This is a genomic window from Luteolibacter sp. (genome assembly GCF_039920825.1).
Lineage (GTDB): Bacteria > Verrucomicrobiota > Verrucomicrobiia > Verrucomicrobiales > Akkermansiaceae > Luteolibacter.
Genome location: NZ_JBDSCX010000033.1, coordinates 13797 through 33928, shown reverse-complemented (window position 1 = coordinate 33928; position 20132 = coordinate 13797). Strand labels below are relative to the sequence as shown.

General features: G+C 59.8%; 10 protein-coding genes and 1 tRNA gene. 6 read left to right on the top strand and 5 right to left on the bottom strand.

Going from position 1 to position 20132, the window contains the following annotated elements; translation table 11 throughout:
- Positions 1-292: 292 nt before the first annotated feature.
- The 3 genes from ABIQ96_RS08360 to ABIQ96_RS08350 form a co-directional block, all read right to left on the bottom strand.
- Positions 293-380, bottom strand: a tRNA-Ser gene (locus ABIQ96_RS08360).
- Positions 381-487: 107 nt separating this feature from the next.
- Positions 488-2623 (bottom strand): c-type cytochrome domain-containing protein, encoded by a 2136-nt coding sequence (locus ABIQ96_RS08355; RefSeq protein ID WP_348214117.1) that lies wholly within the window; start codon positions 2621-2623, stop codon positions 488-490.
- A gap of 115 nt (positions 2624-2738) precedes the next feature.
- On the bottom strand, positions 2739-3122 hold the full coding sequence (locus ABIQ96_RS08350) for a hypothetical protein (protein ID WP_348214116.1): 384 nt from the start codon (positions 3120-3122) through the stop codon (positions 2739-2741).
- A 79-nt stretch (positions 3123-3201) separates the two neighbouring features.
- On the opposite strand from ABIQ96_RS08350, the gene ABIQ96_RS08345 reads away from it, so the two are divergent.
- Both ABIQ96_RS08345 and ABIQ96_RS08340 read left to right on the top strand, forming a co-directional pair.
- Complete coding sequence (locus ABIQ96_RS08345; protein WP_348214115.1) at positions 3202-3618, top strand: hypothetical protein; 417 nt, start codon at positions 3202-3204, stop codon at positions 3616-3618.
- Between the two features lie 79 nt (positions 3619-3697).
- Entirely contained in the window at positions 3698-7702 is a 4005-nt protein-coding gene (locus ABIQ96_RS08340; RefSeq protein WP_348214114.1) for a glycoside hydrolase family 2 TIM barrel-domain containing protein, read from the top strand.
- 13 nt (positions 7703-7715) lie between these two features.
- Here ABIQ96_RS08340 and ABIQ96_RS08335 read toward each other — a convergent pair whose 3' ends face one another.
- Positions 7716-8504 carry an endonuclease/exonuclease/phosphatase family protein gene (locus ABIQ96_RS08335; RefSeq protein ID WP_348214113.1) on the bottom strand — a complete coding sequence of 263 codons (789 nt, stop codon included), beginning with the start codon at positions 8502-8504 and terminating at the stop codon, positions 7716-7718.
- A 53-nt stretch (positions 8505-8557) separates the two neighbouring features.
- On the opposite strand from ABIQ96_RS08335, the gene ABIQ96_RS08330 reads away from it, so the two are divergent.
- Entirely contained in the window at positions 8558-10033 is a 1476-nt protein-coding gene (locus ABIQ96_RS08330; RefSeq protein WP_348214112.1) for an arylsulfatase, read from the top strand.
- Between the two features lie 7 nt (positions 10034-10040).
- On the opposite strand, the gene ABIQ96_RS08325 is transcribed toward ABIQ96_RS08330, so the two are convergent.
- Positions 10041-11234 carry a substrate-binding domain-containing protein gene (locus ABIQ96_RS08325; protein WP_348214111.1) on the bottom strand — a complete coding sequence of 398 codons (1194 nt, stop codon included), beginning with the start codon at positions 11232-11234 and terminating at the stop codon, positions 10041-10043.
- Between the two features lie 223 nt (positions 11235-11457).
- On the opposite strand from ABIQ96_RS08325, the gene ABIQ96_RS08320 reads away from it, so the two are divergent.
- From ABIQ96_RS08320 to ABIQ96_RS08310, 3 genes are all read left to right on the top strand, one after another.
- Entirely contained in the window at positions 11458-15453 is a 3996-nt protein-coding gene (locus ABIQ96_RS08320) for an autotransporter-associated beta strand repeat-containing protein (protein WP_348214110.1), read from the top strand.
- Positions 15454-15598: 145 nt separating this feature from the next.
- Positions 15599-17560: a beta-N-acetylhexosaminidase gene (locus ABIQ96_RS08315; protein ID WP_348214109.1), complete on the top strand. Its 1962-nt coding sequence runs from the start codon at positions 15599-15601 to the stop codon at positions 17558-17560.
- 26 nt (positions 17561-17586) lie between these two features.
- Entirely contained in the window at positions 17587-20124 is a 2538-nt protein-coding gene (locus ABIQ96_RS08310) for an alpha-N-acetylglucosaminidase (RefSeq protein ID WP_348214108.1), read from the top strand.
- Positions 20125-20132: the final 8 nt, after the last annotated feature.

Sequence of the window (20132 nt, the reverse complement as noted above, 5' to 3'; positions counted from 1 at the left end):
TGAAGATCATCCGGAGATTATCGGCAGAACTGCCCCTCGACCCGAGACACATCTGTCGCTGCAAACGAAAACGGAAATCCCTCAAGCAAAACGGCAACGGCTTCAGACCTTAAATTGACGCCAATGGGCAATGGGTCTAATGAGCGATTGCCCGTCTTGAAGGTTTGCTCGTTTTGGCCGGGCGGTCCGCAGCGACGGGAGCCCGAAGTTCGGCGGTTGTTCTCGCCCTCCATTGTTGAAGGGCGGGTTGCGTAAAGGAACCGCCAAGGGCATTCTCAACAAAAGGTTGCGATGGCGGAGAGGGAGGGATTCGAACCCTCGTTAGGTTTCCCTAAGCCAGTTTTCAAGACTGGAGCCATAAACCACTCGACCACCTCTCCGGTGCGTTGTCGCGGCAGGGATATGCCCGTGCTGGCGGGGTGTTTCAAGCAAAACTCTCCGAGTGGCCGGGAAATGCGGGGGCGGAGCGTCGATCCCAGTGGGATATTTATTCCAGCGCCTTGCGATAGGCGGCGCGGAGGGAATCGGCTTCGGCGGTTTTCGCGAAGGCGAGGGGTGCGGATTGCTCGATGGTGTCGCGGGTGGTGGCGACTTCGTTTTCCGACTGTTGGAGGGCTTCGAGTTCGCGGCCGATGCTGATGTCGATGGCCGCCAAGGTGGCTTCGAGTTCCGCCGCAATTTCCGGTGAGGGCGGGGATTGCTTGAAACGGGACGCCAGTTGCTCGCGCTCGGCTCGTTTGGAATTCAGGGCATCGGCGCGGAGGGAGATTTGTCCGGCGGATTTGGTGAAATTGAGTTGCGAGTCTTCGAGCGCGACGGCGGATTCAGTGGCATTGTGGCGGGTGACGATGGCTTTGGAATTGATGGCGGCGGCGGTCCAATGTTTGACAGCGGCATTCATGGCGACCAGCGGTGCTTGCGTGGTGGCCAGGGCGGCGGCGGTTTCGGCCACGGTTTTTTCGGCGGCCTCCAGTGCGGATTTTGCGCCGGGGATTCCTTGGTCGATGGCTTGAACCCGGGCCATGGCATCTGCGGCGATTTTCACCGCGCCTTCGCTTTTGGTTTGTTCGGCACCGGCTTGTGCGGCCTTCTGGATTTCGTCGGCCTGCTGGCGGGATTTTTCGACTTCCGACAAACCCTGGCGGGCGGCATCGCGGGCGGAGGTTTTGTCCGCCAATTGTTTCTCGGCGGCGGCGATCGATTGTTGCTGGGTGGAAATCTGCGAAACGAGTGTTTCCAACCGTGATTGGATGGTGGGAGGGTTTGATTGAATTTCGCCAACTAACTTAGCGTCTTCGGTTTGGAAAGCACGGATGGTTCCTAGTGAATCTGCGACAAACGCCCGTTTGCCTTCCGAATCGAGGGCGACGGCGGTGGGGAGGGCGGGGAGATTTTGAACGAGATCGCGGGCGGGGTTGAAATCCGGCTTCCAAAGCTTGGCCTTCATGTCGCGCCCGGCGGTGACAAACGAGCCATCGCGGCCAAAGGCAAAAGCGGTGACTCCGCCGGGGTGGGCGTCGATTTTTTTCACCTCGCTGCCGCCGTTCATTTCCCAAAACCGGACGGTGCCGTCCTCGGAAGCGGTGGCGAGGAGGTTGGAATCGTTGCGGAAAACGGTGGCGGTGATGGCGGCTTGGTGGCCGCGAAGGGTTTGGTATTCGTTACCCGTTTCGCTTTCCCAGACCCAGACGCCACCGTTTCGGTCGCCGCTGGCGAGGAGGACGCCGTCGCCGGAAAGGTCGAGCGCGGTGATCCAGTCAGTGTGTTTTTTGATGGATTTCACCAGATCGCCGGTCTCGGTGTTCCAGATTTTCAGCAGGCGCGACGGCCCGCCGGTGGCGACAATGTCGAATCCAAGGCGGATGTCGGCGGCAAGGACGCTGTCGAACTCTTTGCCCACGGTGAGCAAGCGGGCTCCGGTGGTGATGTCAAAAGTGACGGTGACTCCTGATTTCCCCTGCACTCCGCCGCCGACGATCAGGTAGCGGGCGTCCGGAGTGAAGGCTAGGGAGATCGGATCGCCTTCGGGAAAGGGAAGAATGCCAACGAGTTCCAGCGATTCCGTGTGATGGAGCAGGACTTGATGTTGTCCGGTAACGGCCAGTAAGGGAGCCCACGGCGAGGCGATGATCGCATGAATGGAGGAGGCACGGGAGGTGACGACCGGCGGCTCCAGCAAGAGATCAATCGGCATCGGCGGCGGGCCATCGGGCTTGGCGGCGGGGTCGGAACGGAGAGTCGTTTCGAATTTCGGCTTCGATGGCTTGCGGGCCGACGATGATTTGTTTTCAAGCAGGCCGCCTTCGATCCAGTGCTTGAGGACATCGATTTTGTCGCCGGTGAGTTTTTCTCCCTCGGGCGGCATCGGCTTTTCGGCCCCAGGCATCAGCGCGCCGATCAGTCTCGATCCAGTATCACCGGGTTCGACAATCTTTCCGCCAGAGCCTCCCTTAAGCGCGCCGGCGAAGGTCGAAAGATCAAGTCCGCCCTTGGTTTTGTCAGGGTTGTGGCAATTGAGGCAGGTCTGTTGGAAAATCGGAAACGCCTGATCGTCGTAGGTCACCTTCTCCTCGGCGGAGGCCAAAGTGGAAAGAGTCGCTAAAATGAGGAGGCGGCGGGGCATTCAGGAAATCGGAAGAAATTCTCCCGCTCCATACGCGTCCTGAAAGCCGTTGTTAACGGCGAAAGTTCAACAAATTTGCCGAATTTTGCATCGCCGCCAACGCGGGGCGAGCCGATCAAGATCTTCCAGCCGTGTAGGGATCCGGGGATGCTGCCGGAAGGGTGAGGGCAACGAACATGCACAGCACCGACAACGCCAGCATGTAGCCGGACGAAAGATCGTGGTTGAGCGAGCTGGCAAAATAGAAATATGCCTCCTGATCGGGTGACTGGAAGAGCATCGATGGCACGGTCATCGCCAGATAAAGCATGATCGCAGGCAAACACAGCAGCATGATATAAGATGCGCTGCGGGGGCTCAACCGGGACGTAAGCAGGGCACGCGGACCGGTGATGAACGTCAGCCGGACAAGCCGTTGCAGACTTGGCAGGGTGAAAATACCTCCTTTAAAGGCATTTTTAAAAATTCTCGGGGTGGCTGGTTTCGATGTGAGGGACATGGGACTGGTCATGGCTATACACGCTAACACGTAGGTTGCCAATATTTTTTATGAATCCATGAAGTAAATTAAGCTTAACTTGTTGTTTTTTTCCATTTTATCGCCCCGGAGCCTGAGCAAATGGCTGGGCGCGCTGGTGAGCCAGGTGGATTTCTGCGCCACCCTGGCGGCGTTGACGGCTGGCAAGCCCGACCCGAAAACGATGCGGGACAGCGAGAACGTCCTGCCTGCTTTGTTAGGAGATTCTCCGGTGGGACGGAGCCACATTGTTGAGCACGCGGGCAGGCTGGCGTTGCGGGAAGGGAACTTGAAATTCATTCCACCGGGCAAAACAACCGAGATGTTGGGGCCGTGGAAAACCGCGGTGATCGAGCCGCCGGGAGCGTTGTTCGACGTCCGGGCGGATCCGGGTGAAAAGGTGGATCTGGCGAGTTCACGACCCGAGGAGTTGAAGGCGATGGCGGCGAAGCTGGAGGAACTGCGGAAAGGCGAATGAAATGTCCGGCCAAACCCACGATGGCGGTTGACCGAGGGAATTAGCTCGTGATAATAAGAGAGCGAACCGATCACCACGCATGAGGAAACCACAAGACCGTCTGGACCCGCCGACTGATGCCAAAAGCCTTCCACGGGCGGCTAACAGGACCGAAACCCTCGCGAAAGCGACACTGTTGCTGCTGGCCTGCGGGGCCGCGGCTCTTGCGGCCGAGGTTTCTCCGACGGGCAAGGAATGGCAGCAGGAGCAAAACCTTTCGCTGAACAAGGAGCAGCCGAGGGCGACCTTTATGTCGTTTCCGGATGCGGAATCCGCAAAGGCGGTGGTGCGCGAGAAGTCGCCGTTTTTCCAATCGCTGGACGGGCCGTGGAAATTCCATTGGGTGGGAAATCCGTCGGAACGGCCTCTGGATTTCCAACAGCCGGAAGCGGATGTGTCCGGATGGGCTGAGATCGCGGTGCCGTCTAACTGGCAGATGGAGGGATACGACACGCCCATCTACTCGAACCAGCGCTACACGTTCAAACGCGACTGGCCAAGCGTGATGGGAGAGCCGCCTAAGGATTGGCCGGCATACAAGGACCGGAATCCGGTGGGCAGCTACCGGCGCGATTTCACCGTGCCAAAGGATTGGGATGGAAAGCAGATCTTCGTTACCTTCGATGGAGTCGATTCGTTTTTCTACCTGTGGATCAACGGCCGCTACGTGGGCTTCAGCAAGGACAGCCGGACGCCGGCCTGCTTCAACATCACGCCTTATCTGAAGCCGGATGGGAATGTCATCGCGGCGGAGGTCTATCGCTATTCGGATGGCAGCTACCTGGAGTGTCAGGACATGTGGCGGCTGAGCGGAATTTTCCGCAGTGTCTATCTGCACGCGACTCCCCGGATGCAGATCCGGGATGTGTTCGCGCTGCCAGACCTGGATGGAAATTACAAGGATGGCACGTTAATGGTGAAGACCACGGTGCGCAACCTGGGCCAGGATGCGGCGGTGGCTCCGGCGCTTGCGGTGTCATTGTTAGATGCGGCGGGAAAGAAGATCGCGGGCGGTGAAACGGCCGCAGGCGGGGAGACCCTGGAGGCCGGAGCGGAGCGGGAAGTGGGCGTCCTGCTCAAGGTGGTCGATCCGCTCAAATGGACGGCGGAGACGCCGAACCTTTATACGGTGGTGGTGGAGAGCCGCGCTGCCGGTGGAGCGGGGAAACCGTTGGAGGCCGTTTCCCTGCGCACGGGTTTCCGCAAGGTGGAGATCAAGGGCGGCGTGTTTCTGGTCAATGGGCAACCAGTCAAACTGAAAGGTGCGAACCGGCACGAGATGGAGCCGGACACGGGCCACACGGTGACGCGGGAGCGCATGATGCAGGACATCATCCGCCTCAAGGAAGCGAACGTGAACCACGTGCGGACCTGCCACTATCCCGACGATCCGTATTGGTATGAGTTCTGCGACATTCACGGCATCTATCTGGTGGACGAGGCGAACATCGAGTCCCACGGTTACTATTACGGCGAGCAATCGCTTTCCCATCCCAAGGAGTGGAAGGCGGCCCACGTGCAGCGGGTGGTTAACATGGTGCAGCGGGACAAGAACCACCCGTCCATCATCATCTGGTCGCTCGGCAACGAGGCCGGGCCGGGGGAGAACTTCCAGGCGGCGCACGAGGCGCTCAAGGCGATCGACACCTCCCGTCCGGACCATTACGAGCGCAACAACGACATCCCGGACATCGACAGCACGATGTATCCGAGCGTGGATTGGGTCGCATCCCTCGCCGCGCAAAAGGGCCGGAAGAAGCCTTTCTACATCTGTGAATACGCGCACAGCATGAACAACGCGATGGGCAATCTGGCCGACTACTGGGAGGCGATCGAATCGAGCGACAACATCATTGGCGCGTCCATCTGGGAATGGCAGGACCAGGCGATCCATGCGCGGGAAAGCGGCGGCAAGGTGAGCGTGGATCTGGCGCGCGGGAAGCCGGAGGCGGGTGTTAGGAAATTCGAGGCGTATGGCGGGGACTTCGGGGACAAGCCGAACGACGGCCTCTTCATTCTCAAGGGAGTGGTGGCGGCGAACCGGAATCCAAAACCGGCCTTCGCGGAGGTCAAGCGGGTCTATCAGGACATCGTCGTTTCCCCGGTGGCGGGAAAGCCGGAAATGGTGGAGGTGTTCAACAAGTATTTCTTCCGCGACCTGTCGGCATTTGAAATCCACTGGTCTCTAACGGAGTCTGGTGCCGTGATCGATAGCGGGAAGCTACCGCCGCTCACCCTTGCGCCACGGGCGAAGGTAAAGTTGGCGATTCCATTGAAGGACGCCGGACGAGCCGTCACGGATGAAACGTTCCTGCGTGTTTCCTTTCACCTGAAGGACGACGCGAGCTGGCAGGGCAAGGGTTACGAAGTGGCTGCCAGCCAGCTGCGGCTTGGCAGCAAGAAGGTGGCGCGGCCGCTGCTGAAGGCGGTTGGCCCACCGCAGGTTTCGGATAGCGGGGACCTTGTTTCCGTGAAAGGCGATGGATTTTCCGCGGGCATCGACAAGCGGACCGGCGCGCTGGTTTCGCTGGAGTATGGCGGCCGGGAGATGCTTGTCGGGCCTTCCCGGCTCAACGCGTTCCGCGCTTTCACCGACAACGACATCTGGACTTCTAACACTTGGTTCGCGAACGGCCTCCACCAACTGGCCGACCGGGCGACCGAGGTGAAGGTGGAATCTGGGAAGGACGCCGTGGTGCGGATCATCGCAAGCGTGCGTTCGCAAGGACTCACCGCGGACCGTGTGCCGGAGCAGACCAATGGCGACCACAAGGTGGTGAAGGGCCGCGAGCTGGGCGAAAAGGATTTCCATTTCGAGAGCGTCTTCACGTGGTCGATCTTCGCTGACGGCACCGTTTCGCTGGATGTGGCGGGGCAGGGTGTGGGACCTTCCATCGTGCTGCCGAGGATTGGAACCGAGTTCATGGTTTCCCCGGAGTTGGATCGTTTCCAGTGGTATGGCCGCGGGCCGGGAGAGAATTACCCTGACCGGAAAACGGGTTCGGACATCGGCATCCATGCCAAGCGGGTGGTGGATCTCGTCGTTCCCTATCCGAAACCGATGGACATGGCGAACCATGAGGATGTGCGGTGGGTGTCTCTAGCAGACGGGGAGGGGAATGGCTTTGTCGTCGCGGCGCGCGGGGAGTTTTCCGCCACGGCACTGCCATGGACGTCGATGGAAATGCTGGCGGCCCGGCATCCGGTGGATCTGCCTGAATCCAAGCGCACGGTGCTGTCGCTGGACTCGCGGGTGCTTGGTTTGGGTGGGGCGAGTTGCGGACCGGGCCCGCTGGATCAGGATATCGTGCATTCCGGTCCCTATAATTTTGGGTTCTCGATCCGGCCATTGAAAAAGGGAGAGGATCCCGCAGTTGTCGCCCTGCCGGAAGCGCCGCTTACCGCGCCGGTTTCCATTGAGCGCGACGAGGAAGGACGCGTGGTGCTGTCCTCGCCTGGGACGGACGCGGCGATCCGCTACCGGGTCGGCAATGGTGCGTGGCAATCCTGGACAACACCGTTCTTGTTAGGGGATGAGGCGAAGGTGGAGGCCATCGCGGAAGCTCCGGGCCGCATCCGCTCCGCAGTCACCTCACGGGAGTTTCCCTATTCGATTCCGCGCAGCACCTGGAAAATCGTGAAGGCGGACAGCGAGGAGCCGGGTGAAGGGGATGCCATTCACGCGATCGACGGGAAGCCGGATACGTATTGGCATACCCGATGGTCCGGTGCTGCTCCAAAGCCTCCGCATGAAATCGTGGTGGACCTCGGCGTGAAGGCCGAGATCGCCGGGGTGACGCTGTTGCCACGGCAGGACAGCGCTAACGGGCAGATCAAGGAATACGAGATCTACACCAGCGTGGATGGCAAGGATTGGGGAAGCACGGCCTCGGCCGGAACACTCAAGGGTGGTGGATTGGAAACAATTTCATTTTCACCCGTTAGACAGGTGAAATTCATCCGCTTGGTGGCGCTCGGCGAGGTCAAAGGAAATCCTTGGACGGCGCTGGCGGAACTCGACGTGATCGCCATCCGTCCGCTTTGAAGCCATGGACCTATCACTTCTGAAAACCCAGTATCGCGAGCACCGGCCGGTGATCGGAGGCGATGCTTTCCTCCAGCACGACTGCTCCATCGGTAGCGTCGAATCCGCGGACCAGGATGTGATCGATTTCAATCTCCGGCTTGGTCGCGGGATGGGTGAGTGCGGGTCCTTTTTTGACGACGGCCTGCCAATCCCTGGCGAAGGATTTCATCGGCTCGGAATCAGAAACGTCGTTAAAATCTCCCGCCAAAACCAGGGGTCCGGAGACCTTGGAGAGGACATCGGCGAGAAACCGTGCCTGGCTGGTGCGGGTATCCGTGTCTTCGGAGGAGAGATGGATCGTAAGGAAATGGAACTCACCACCCGCACTGGCAAAAGTCGCCTGGAAGGCAATGCGTGGTTCGCCGGAGCCGGGGAGACGGTGGACCATGGTCGAGGAGGGTTCACTCTTGGAAAGGATGGCCTGGCCGTATTCCCCTCCATCGTAATCCATCGCTTTTCCAAAAGCGCCGCGCATTCCTGTCAGCCGCGAGAGTTCGGCGGCTTGATCCACTTTTCCGGTGCGGGCGCAGCCCTTGTCGATCTCCTGCAACGCGACGAGATCCGGATCGATGGATTTGATGGCTGCCGCGATCCTCGGCAAATCCAATTTTCCATCCTCCCCGACGCCGTGGTGGAGGTTCCAGGTAAGCACCCGGAGTTTGCCGGGGGCGGTGGTGTTAGGGGCATCGGTTCCGGCGGCATGAAGACCGCCTGCGGTGAACGCCAGGGCGAGGATGGGAATGGCAATTGCGCGGAACATCGTGACCCGACTACGAAACAAAAAGGATACTCTTTCATCACCCTTGCCACACCATGACAACACGTGCCAGAATTCTAACTGCTGGAATCTCATTTCTTCTCGGCCTGCCCGCTACTGCGATGAACGTGGTGTTCATCCTCGCGGATGATCTTGGCTACGGGGAAACCGGTTGTTACGGACAGAAGAAAATCCTGACTCCTAACATAGACCGTCTGGCAAGTGAAGGTTCCCGTTTCACCAGCCACTATTCCGGGTCCGCGGTCTGTGCTCCCGCGCGCTGCACGCTGATGACTGGGATGCACACCGGGCACGCGGAGATCCGCGGCAACCAGCAGGCACAGGTCGCATTTCCGGAATTCAAGGAGGGACAGTATCCGATCTCGGAGCTGGTTCCCACGTTAGCCAAAGTTTTCCAAAAGGCGGGATATGCCACGGGTGCCATTGGCAAATGGGGGCTCGGTCCGGTGGGAAGCACCGGCGATCCTAACAAAAAAGGGTTTGATTTGTTCTTCGGCTACAATTGCCAGGCGGTGGCCCATTCCTATTACCCGCGGTTTCTGTGGAGGAACGACAAGCAGGTGGAAATCAATCCGGAGCCGATCCCGGCGTATGCGACCCAGAAGGAGGGAGTGGTGGAAATGGACAAGTGGATCGGCAAGACCTACGCGCCGACACTGATGGAGGAGGAGGCGGGAAAATTCATCGCGCAAAACAGCAAGCGCCCGTTTTTCCTCTACCTCGCGTTCACCGAACCGCATGTGGCCATGCATCCGCCCAAGTCCTCGGTGGAGCAATATCCCGAGGCGTGGGATGCCGAGCCCTACCGCGGTGAGGCCGGCTATCTGCCGCATCCGCGTCCACGTGCGGCATACGCCGCGATGATCAGCGATCTGGATCGGCATGTGGGTGCGGTCCGCAAGTCGCTCGAGGAAGCCGGTATCCTGGATGAAACGTTGATCATTTTCACCAGCGACAATGGCGCGACGCACCCCGGGGCCAAGAGCAGTTTCCACACGGGCGGTGCGGATCCCGAGTTTTTCGACAGCGAGTCCGGTCTGCGTGGCTGGAAAGGCAGCCTGTATGAAGGTGGCATCCGGGAACCGCTCATCGTCCGGTATCCGGGAAAAGTTCCCGCCGGGGTGGTGAATGACACGGTCGGCTATTTCCCGGACTGGTTCCCGACCCTTTGCGGGGCGGCGGGCCTGACTCCTCCGGAAGGGCTGGACGGAATCAATCTATGGCCGGCGATCACCGGCACCGGCAAGGTGGAGAGAGCGGATCCGATGCTGTGGTTTTTCCCGGAATACGGCGGGCAGGCAGCAGTCCGGCTGGGTGATTTCAAAGTGATCCGCCGCGGGCTGATGACCAAGAATCCAGGTCCTTGGGAAGTTTTCAACCTGAAGGGAGACCGCTCGGAAAAGAAGGACATCGCCAAAGATCATCCCGAGCTGGTGGCGCGGGCGGTGGAAGTGCTCCGGCAAGAGGTGGGTGAGAACAAGGTGTTTCCGATGGCCGTGCCAGGTATCTGAAGCGCCTTCAGCGCGGCTTGCCCGGAACTTTCACGGCGGTTGACCTCGCGATGACGCTCTGGCGCTCGTTCCAGAGGGCTTTCACCTCCGTTAAGGTCCCGGGATTTCCCTCGGTCTTTTCATCCACGACCCAGCGCGCGATGATCCGGGAGATCATTTTCACCGGATGCTCGAAGTGGCTGATGGGGGGCACGTGCCACTCGATCGCCGTGTTTTGCGAAAGGATGATGACGGACAAATCACGCGGGATCACAATTCCCACCTGGTTGAAAAAGGAGGAGGCTGCGACGAATTCCCGCCAATCCAGAAAGATGACCGCATCCGGAACAGCCTTTTTCCACTGTCTGCGCAGGAGGTTTACGATGACTTCCGGTCCCATGTAACCGGTTTCCACGATCAACAGAGGGTTTTCGGATTTCCTGCCGGGACCCGACAATGCTGCGGCCACGCGGCGGCACTTCTCAACGATCGAGGTCTGGCGGGCACACAAGGGAAGCATGATCCGGCGATGTCCCATGGCCAGGAGGCGGGTGGCGGCTTCCTCAAGCATCTGCGCGAGCTTCACGGCGATCACGGGCAGGCCGGTGTCCCCGGGATCGCCGCCAAGGAAAAGCGTGCGGCATTTCTGCCTGGCTGCCCATGTGGCCAAGACGGGCGTGCCGCCCAGCACGACGATCGCCTGAGGATTCATCACGGCTAACAATTGGTCCCAGGACCTCCGCGGGTTCTTGGCTTCGGTGAATTTTTGGACGCGATACATCACCTCCCATCCGCTGGGGGCAAGCCGGTCGAGCAGCGAGGCGAATACCTCCACACCGCTGAAGCGCTCGCCACCGAGAGGCTGGGGGGTGAGGAACAGCAGCTTGCCGGAGATCGGTCTAACGGGCGATGGCGAGGGCGTGAGTGGCAGGGTGGAAGGAGAGTTGGTCAGCCGCCATTTACGGCGATCACCGCCTGCTTCCAGGAATTGCTCCTTCTCTAACAAACGTAGCGCCTTGCATACGGTGGGGACGCTAACCCCCAATGTCTTCGCGAGCACGCGCACTCCGGGAAGGGTGCCATCCTCATCCGTGGGGGGCGGATGGAGGCGCAAGTGCCGGGCCACGGAGGAGGCCAGGCCTTTGGGCATCGGTATTTCCATGGTTGAGGCAGTTTCGATGGTTTCGGGTTGCTGTGCAATACTGTTGTACAGATTTTTCATTAGGAATTTTCTTCGCAGTTTTCGCAAATAGGCATAGGGATTGCTGGTCAGCCCAAGTTAATCTGACACGAGATAATAGCTCGTTTTCCTTGTTTTGAGGCACTTGCCAGCATCCCGCCGGTCACATTCGAAGCCTCCCGATCCACTTCTGACTCCCGCTATCTTCCAATAAAAAACCGCAACCCAAGACCTGCTTCAACATTCCCAATCCAGTTATCCCTCTATGAAACCTTTTATCAACAATCGCCTGTTGCCCAGCAACCTCACTGCCGGGTTCGCAACCATCGTTCTCACGCAAGGACTCGCCTTTTCGGCGCAAATCGCCTACAAGACCACCAACGCCCCTGCCACTGCCGAGGCCACTCTGGCGACCAATTGGGTCGGGGATGTGGCACCGGGTCCCGGCGATGTCGCTGCCTGGATGACGGACGGAGACACGGTGACCGCGGGTGGGCAGGAGTCCCGCGGCGGCACGCTTACCTTCGCCACTCCGGTTTCCTATCTCGGCATGCGTTTCGAGGATGCCCAGACTCCACCCGTACTGACCGGCTCCGACATCACCCTCGGTGCTACCGGCATTCCGGAAGTCCACTGGGAAGTGGTCAATATCCAGAATAACATCATTCTTGCAGCGGATCAACCGTGGGCTGTCAGTGGGGCCACGCTTACGGTCACCGGCGGCGTCAGCGGCATCGGCGGCCTGCTGAAAAGCGGCACCAACGTCGTGACACTTTCCGGGACGAATTCCTTCACCGGTCCGCTCGCCGTGCAGAATGGAACTCTCCGCACCTCGTCCCTCGCTGGAACAGGAGGCACGCTCACTCTCGGTGGCACAACCACTCAGGGTATCCTGATTTATGAAGGCCCTGCCCTCACCATCAGTCGTGCATTCGATCTTGGCGGAACGACGGGAGGCGGCACCCTCACGCGTGAGGGACTTGGAACGCTGACTCTCACCGGACCCTCAACCGCAACCGGTGCCGGAGCGAAAGGAGTCACGGTCAACGGAAGCGGCGACGTGACCCTTCCCGGCTTCCAGAGCAACGGTGGCCTCACGAACATCACCAAGTCTGGAGTCGGCACCTTGACCTTTACCGGGTCGAGCGCGCAGTCGGCTGGCGCCATCAATATCAATGGCGGCATCGTTTCCTTCCCTTCCGCCTCCAGTGCTTCCGCGACCACCTTCACACGTCCCAACACCGGTGGCATCCTGAGGGTTTCCTCGGGATCATCGGTCGCACCCTCCAACGCGAATACGAATGGCATCCTCGGAAGCTGGGCCGTTTTCGATGGTAATACCTGGGCGGTGACCAATGGTGCCAGCCCGATCACCGGTCTCGCGACCTTCGCCACCGACACCTGGGCAGCCGGCAACAACACGGATGTCACTGCCGCGGGAGCCGACCCCGCTGCTGCCGCCGTGACGAACTCCCTGCGCTTCAACGAGGCGGCCGCCAAGACTGTCACCCTCTCCGGCCAGAACACTCTTTCTTCCGGAGGTGTCCTGATGACAGGTACCGTCGGAACCAACGCCGTTACAATCACCGGCGGTAGCCTCGTCACCGGCTCTGCGGGCGGAGGCTTCAACGTGACGCAAAACGCGGCCGCCAGCACTCTCACGATTGGCTCGGTTCTGGGTCTTGCTGATAGCACGCAGGCCGGTGCCACCACCACGGCCTCCACCACCGCGACGGTAGTCAGCACGGCGGGCCTTTACACTGGCATGGCGGTGACCGGAACCGGCGTTCCCGGAGGAACCACTCTCGCCGCGATCGGGAACGCTACGACGATCACCCTCAGCGCCGCCGCCACAGCCACCGGCACGCCGAACCTCACCTTCGCGAGCAACAACTCTCTGATGGTCAATGGACCTGGCACCACTGTCCTGACGGCCGCCAACGTTTACACCGCTGGCACCACGGTTCTTGAAGGTACTTTGGAAGTCCAAGCCCGGGGTACAGGCGTGGCGAATTACACGCTGGGCAAGGGTGCGACTCTGCGCTTCGGCTATGCCGTTTCGAATAGCTATAACGCCGGCGTCGCGATCGCGGGTACGGGTGTTGACGCCACCACGGGACTCTACTTGCAGGGCGGCAAAACCATTTGCTTCCAGAACAATGGTGGTATCAATGTCACCACCGCGCCGACCACGATCCGCACCTATGGAACCGGTAACGCGATTCTATCCGGTTACGACACCAATGGGATTCATCTAACGACCAGTGCCGCGGCATCCGGCACGGTTCTCGCGTCAACGATCGACTACGTCCCGGGCTCGTTTGGATATGTCTTCAGTCCCACCGCCGGTACCAACACCGCCACCGGGGATGTGATCGTGCAAGGTCTCCTTACGGGCACGACCGGTTCATATCGCAAACTCGGCACCGGTTCGGTCCTGCTCACGGGTGCCAGTACGGCGACGAACCCCATGGACATCCGGACGGGCAGCATCATCCTGGGCGGTGGGGACAACCGTCTGGCAGTCGGTTCCAGCCTGATCCTCGGCAATGGCACGGGCAGCGGCAAGTTGATGCTTAACGGCATCAGCCAGACCTTCACGGACGTCAGCACGGTGGGAACCGGCACGGCTAACCGGGTGACCGGCAACAGCGCGACGCTTTCCACCCTGACCGTCAACTACAGTGGCCTGGAAAAGACCTTCGCGGGTATCCTGGGTGGCTCCGGAACGAACGAGAACAACCTGGCCTTCGTGAAGAACGGCCCGGGTTCGATCATCACGTCGGGAGCGAGCACTTCCACCGGACTCACCACGGTGAACGCCGGTTCGCTGGAAGTTTCGGCAAGGGCCGCGGATGCTCCCTATACAGTGGCGGCAGGTGCGATCCTGAAGATCGGTTACACCACTGGTGCCAACTACGCGAATACGAAGATCAAGGTCACGGGCCTCGGGACCTCTTCCTTGGGCGGCTTGTATCTGAAAGGCGGATCAAGCTACAACGCCAGCGGTGGCATCGAGCTACTGACTCTCCCAACCACCATCCGGCAGTATGGCACGGGATTGGCGTTCTTGGGCACGTTTGATGTCAATGGCAACGGCATTACCATGGACGTCGGGGCCTCCGGATCGATCATCGACCAGAACATCCAGATCATCAGCCGCGGCTATGGTATGTCTGTCAATGTTCCCGCCGGCTCGGCCACGGCCACTGGGGACCTCGTGATCAACGGACCGCTGAACGCGGCCACCCTCGGCTTTTACAAGCGGGGAAATGGCTCCGTGGCACTGAATAGCACGGCCTATGCTGGCAACGCCGGTTTGAAGATCCAAGGCGGCACGGTGATCACCGGCGCCGATAACGCCATTGGTGCCGCCGCCGAACTGGTTGTCTCATCCGGCGCGAAGCTCGTCCTTAAAGGTTTCAACCAAGAGGCCGCCACGCTTTCCGGCGCGGGATCAATCGTCAATACCAGCATCACCCCGGTGACGCTCACCATCTATCAGAACGCGGACCGCAGCTTCACTGGAGCGCTCGGCGGAGTAGGAACGAATGATAACAACTTCGGCTTGTTCAAGGCAGGGTCATTCAGACTGTCGCTTGAAGGCACGGAAACCTATACCGGTTCGACCACGGTTGACGCCGGAACGCTGGCGATGAATACCGCATATCTCCCAAATACCTCGGACCTCATCGTGACCACGGGAGCCATCCTGGAACTCAACACGGGCACCACCGATGTCGTCCGCAAGCTTCTGCTGGATGGTATGGAGCAGCCAGTGGGTGTTTATGGGGCACTTGGCTCCGGGGCGCAGCATGAAGTTGATTACATCATTGGCGATGGCACCATCACGGTTCCACCCGCTGATCCGTACGCTTCGTGGGAAACGCTCAATGGCATCACGGGTGCCGGACCTGCGGTCGATTCCGATAATGATGGCATCCCGAACGGCATCGAGTTCGTCATCGGCGGAGACCCTTCCGGTCCGAACTCCGATTCCAACAGCCTCCTGCAGCCTGCCACGGTCGATGGAACCTATATGAACTACGTGTTCCGCCGCACGACCGAATCCGCAGGCTACACGCCATTCGTGGAGTATTCGACCGCTCTCGCGAGTTGGGCCAAGGCTGTGGCGGGCATCAATGGCGTGCTGATCGTCGAAGATCCGGCATTCTACGGTGCCGGCATCGACCGCGTGACGGTGAGGATCCCGCTGGTTACCGGCGCGCATTTCGCCCGCCTGAACTTCACCCATCCCTGATCCGGGATAGTTCGGGGGAGGGTCCGCAAGGATCCTCCCCTTTTTCCTGATGTTTTTCCTTCGCTTCAGAAACTACCTACGTTCTTCGGGTGGGGAAAAGCCTGCACACCGCTTTCTAACAACGATGGCGCATTCATCACTTTTCATGAAGCACCCCGCCATTTCCATCCAGCCAATCGTGCGTCCACTGCTCCTTCTTCTCACCCTGACTTGTTCCGTTCCCGCCGCCGACCCGTTGCCCTTGATCCCATGGCCGCAATCCGTGAAGGAGGGGGAAGGGCGCTACCGTTTTCCGGAAGATGTATCTATCAGTTCTCCGGCGGAATTGAGGAACGAGGCTTCCCAGCTCACCCGCCGTCTAACTACAGGGCTCGGCCGCCGGATCAAGGCTGCGGCTGGTGGCCGGATCCGGCTGGGTATTTCCACGGCTCTGCCGCCGGAGGGGTATCGCTTGGTCGTGGATGGAAAGGGGATTTCCATCGAAGGACGTGATCCAGCCGGTGTGTTCTATGGCGTGCAGACGCTGCTGCAACTCATGCCGCCCGCGGTCTATGCCTCCACTACCGCCGCACCGGTCCCGGTGGAGATCCCCTACGTGACGATCGGGGACGCGCCCGCCAAGGAATGGCGTGGGGTGATGCTGGACTCCGCCCGTCATTTCATGCCGAAGGAATTTGTCCTGAAACTCCTGGATGTGATGGCGGTTCACAAGATGAACCGTTTCCACTGGCATCTGGTGGATTCCGAAGGCTGGCGTCTTGAGATCAAGAAATATCCGAAGCTCGTACAAGTGGGCCAGGATCAGCCGGCATGGTATCCGGGGGAAGACCCGACGGATCACTCGATCAAGGTCAACTATCATTACGGCACATTCCACGGTGGCGGTTTCTACACCCAGGAGGATGTTAGGGAGGTGGTGGCCTATGCGGCGGAGCGGCACATCGTCATCATGCCGGAGATCGAGTTCCCGGCCCATGCCATGGCCATGCTCACTGCGTATCCGGAATACTCCACCACGGGCAAGGTGCCGGTGGCGAAGTCCAACCACTCGCCGGATCTTATCAATGTGGATGAAAAATCCATCGCGTTCCTCAAGGACATCCTTGATGAAACCATGGCCTTGTTTCCTGGGAAATGGATTCACTTCGGCGGTGATGAAGCTCCGAAGGGACAATGGCAAAAAAGTGAATTCGTCCAGCAGCGCATCAAGGAGCTGGGCCTCAAATCGGAGAACGAGTTGCAGTCATGGCTCTTCGGGCAAATGGCCCAACACGTTGCGGAAAAAGGCAGAACGGCGGTCGGCTGGGAAGAAATCACCCAGGGTTTCCTGCCGGACGGTGCCGTGGTGATGCCGTGGCTTTCGATGAAAACGGCGGCGACCGTGGCAAACTCCGGACACCCGGTAATTCTCTGCCCCACCGGGCCGCTCTACCTGGACTCCTATCAGACCACCGATCCGACCGACAACCAGGCACTTTACACCGGTCCGTTCACGCTGCGTTCCGTGTATGAATTCAACTGTGATCTCCCGGAGGTGGAGCCAGCCATGCGAAAGAACCTGTTGGGTGCCCAGGCGCAACTGTGGACGGAACTGATGACGAAACCTGAGCACGTCGAATACCAGGCGTTCCCAAGAGTCTGCGCCCTCGCGGAGACGACATGGACCTCTCCCGAGGCGAAGGATTTCAAAGCATTCCAAAATAGGCTGGCCGTCCACGTCAAGAGGCTCGATCAACTGCAGGTCAACTACCGCAAGCTGGAGCCCCCGGCACCCGTGGCCTGGACGCCGGAGAGCATCTCGCCCGCCGACAAGCGAGTGGTGCTCGAGGGCCGCACGAGGATGGATCTTGTTCCGGGAATCTATGAAGCGGTGCCTACCTATCAGGCCGGTGCGTTCGGCCTGTGGTTTGACCGAATGGAACTCGTGTCAGAGGGAAAGGTGATCGCGGAAGACGTTCATCGGGGATTCACCGGTAGTAACCCGCAGGCGCAGATCTACCGGTTGGAGGTCAGGGAGAACGTGAGCGGTGCCACCCTCCGCGCCCAGGCGGACAGCCATGAGGGGACCGATTCCCTTGGGGAAGTTCTGTTCCGCAGGGCCAAGTGAAATTTTTGACTAACATTTCGTGGATCATGCAACGGAGTCTCCTCGTTTTTTGTGCTGGAATCCTCGCCAGCTTGTCCTGCCGGGTGTTAGCGGACGAATCACCGGTGAAGGATCTGATCGGCCGTTTCGCTCCGGCCTACAGGGAAAAAATCCGGCTGGAGACGATCCCGGCAACGGACGGCCGCGACACCTATGAAGTGGAGTCCTCGGACGGGATGGTCGTTCTGCGAGGCAATACAGGGGTGGCTCAGGCATCCGCCTTCTATCACTACCTGAAGGACGTCTGCCATGCGCACGTTTCGTGGAACGGGGATAATTTTTCCCTGTCACCATCCCCGCCTCCGGTTCCCGCGAAGATCCGCGTGGTTTCACCGGTGGTGCATCGGATGGCCTACAACTATTGCACCCATGGATACACCATGGCGTTTTGGGACAAGGCCAGGTGGGACCGGGAATTGGATTGGCTGGCGCTCCACGGCATCAACCGCATCCTGGTGACAGAGGGGCAGGAAGCGGTGTGGCAAAGGACATTCACGCGCTTCGGCTACAGTGCTGAGGAGGTCCGGCTCTGGCTCTGCTCGCCGGCGCACCAGCCGTGGCAGTTCATGCAAAACATGGAGGGATTCATGCCGCCGCCGCAGTCGCTCATCGAGGCACGTGCGGATCTGGGGCGGCACATTGTTAGTCGGTGCAGGGAACTCGGCATCGAGCCGATCCTCCAGGGCTACTACGGGATGTTGCCCTCGGATTTTTTGAAAAAACATCCGGCGGCTCGCGTGTTCCCGCAGGGCACGTGGGCCGCCGGTTGCCGGCGGCCGGACATGCTCGATCCGGGAGATCCGATGTATGCGGAAATCGCGAAGACCTTCATGGAGGAACAGCGCGGGATCTATGGCGCGGTATCCTATCTGGCGGCGGATCCGTTTCATGAAGGCGGCACCTCCAAGGGCATGGACCGCGGCACGGTTTACAAACAGATCCAGGACGTGATGCTGGAGTTCGACCCGTCGATCACCCTCGTCAAGCAGTGCTGGCAAACTTCTAACAAGGAAATGTTCGACGCGGGCAGGAAGGACCATTCGCTGGCTTTGGACCTGAACTGCGACTACCGGCCGTTTTGGAAGAAAGCGAAAGCCTATGACGGCACGCCGTGGGCGTGGTGTTTCCTTTTCAATTTCGGCGGGAATCTGGCGCTGGAAGGAAACCCGGTGAAGCTCGCGGCGGATTTCGGCTCCGCCCTAACGGACCCGGGCCGCGGCAAGCTGGAAGGAACCGCACTGGTGCCGGAAGGCTCGCAAACCAACCCCATGATGTATGAGCTCATGACGGAGATGTCCATGCGCGGCGCTCCGGCGGATGTCCCGGCGTGGGTCAATCAATACCTGCACGCCCGCTACGGCGCTCGCGACCCATCCGCGGAGGCTGCATGGAAGCAGATCCTGGCAACCGCCTACTCCACCCCTCCCGCGGAGGGTCCGGTGAACTCGGTTCTAACGGCAAGGCCGCGTTTGGATGCAGGATTACGCGGGCGCACCTGGTCGCCGGGATCGAAGACCGGGTATGACAATCGTGAATTGGCAAAAGCCTGGAAACTCCTCTTGAATGCCGCGCCCGCGCTCGGCGGCAAAGACACTTACCGGTATGATCTGGCGGATGTTTCCCGCCAGACGCTGACGAACCACTCGCGGGCGATCTTTGAACAGATCCTGAAAGCGGTCGCCGACAAGGATCCCGTGGCCTTCAGTCACGGGAAGGAGAGTTTGTTAGGAATCATCACGGATCTCGAAGAACTCTGCGCCAGCAGGCCGGATTGGCTGATGGGCAGCTGGGTCGCGGACGCACGCAAATGGGGCCGAACCCCGGAGGAGATTTCCTACATGGATGAAGTCTCACGGGTCATCCTCACTTCGTGGGTTGCCAATCCGCAAACCGATCTCGCGGACTATGCGAACCGCGAGTGGAGCGGCTTGCTGGGGGAATACTATTTTCCCCGGTGGAAAATGTTCCTGGATGGAGTGGGGGAAGCCCTCGAGTCGGGACGGGATTTCGACCAGAAAGCGTTTGAGAAAAAGCGCGGCGAAATGGAGGTGAAGTGGATCCGTTCCGGGAAGCTAACAATGCCCGAGCGGGCTTCCGGTGATACCGTCGGAATTTCGCGCAAGCTCTTGCAGAAATATGGAGCTGAGATCACGGCGCTCGATCCGCTGCCACTTGTGAAGTTGGAAGGACCGCGATGGGATAAGAATAGTTTCCGCTACGGCAGTCCGGCCCGCCTCGCCATCCCGGTGTCGGCTGAAACAAGGGCGGATAGTGAAATCTCTGTTGAGTTTGTTTATAAATCAGGGGCCAACGCTCTCCAGATCGATGCGGTTTCATTGGAACTCGATGGAGAGAAATTCTCGGATGATGTCCACGAGGGATGGACGGGGCTTGAGACCAAAAGTAACCGATTCGTGCTATCCCTGCCATCCGGACGGTCGTTCAAGGATGCGGTTCTCGTCGCACGCGTTAGATCCGTGGGTGGGATCGATTCCAACGGCGAAATTCACATTTCCGGCAAATAGTCCGGGCT

Bases quoted from the DNA above. Each gene is read 5' to 3' on its own strand.
- ABIQ96_RS08355 (WP_348214117.1), bottom strand. From the start codon at position 2,623: ATGCCCCGCCGCCTCCTCATTTTAGCGACTCTTTCCACTTTGGCCTCC.
- ABIQ96_RS08350 (WP_348214116.1), bottom strand. From the start codon at position 3,122: ATGTCCCTCACATCGAAACCAGCCACCCCGAGAATTTTTAAAAATGCC.
- ABIQ96_RS08340 (WP_348214114.1), top strand. From the start codon at position 3,698: ATGAGGAAACCACAAGACCGTCTGGACCCGCCGACTGATGCCAAAAGC.
- ABIQ96_RS08335 (WP_348214113.1), bottom strand. From the start codon at position 8,504: ATGTTCCGCGCAATTGCCATTCCCATCCTCGCCCTGGCGTTCACCGCA.
- ABIQ96_RS08330 (WP_348214112.1), top strand. From the start codon at position 8,558: ATGACAACACGTGCCAGAATTCTAACTGCTGGAATCTCATTTCTTCTC.
- ABIQ96_RS08325 (WP_348214111.1), bottom strand. From the start codon at position 11,234: ATGAAAAATCTGTACAACAGTATTGCACAGCAACCCGAAACCATCGAA.
- ABIQ96_RS08320 (WP_348214110.1), top strand. From the start codon at position 11,458: ATGAAACCTTTTATCAACAATCGCCTGTTGCCCAGCAACCTCACTGCC.
- ABIQ96_RS08315 (WP_348214109.1), top strand. From the start codon at position 15,599: ATGAAGCACCCCGCCATTTCCATCCAGCCAATCGTGCGTCCACTGCTC.
- ABIQ96_RS08310 (WP_348214108.1), top strand. From the start codon at position 17,587: ATGCAACGGAGTCTCCTCGTTTTTTGTGCTGGAATCCTCGCCAGCTTG.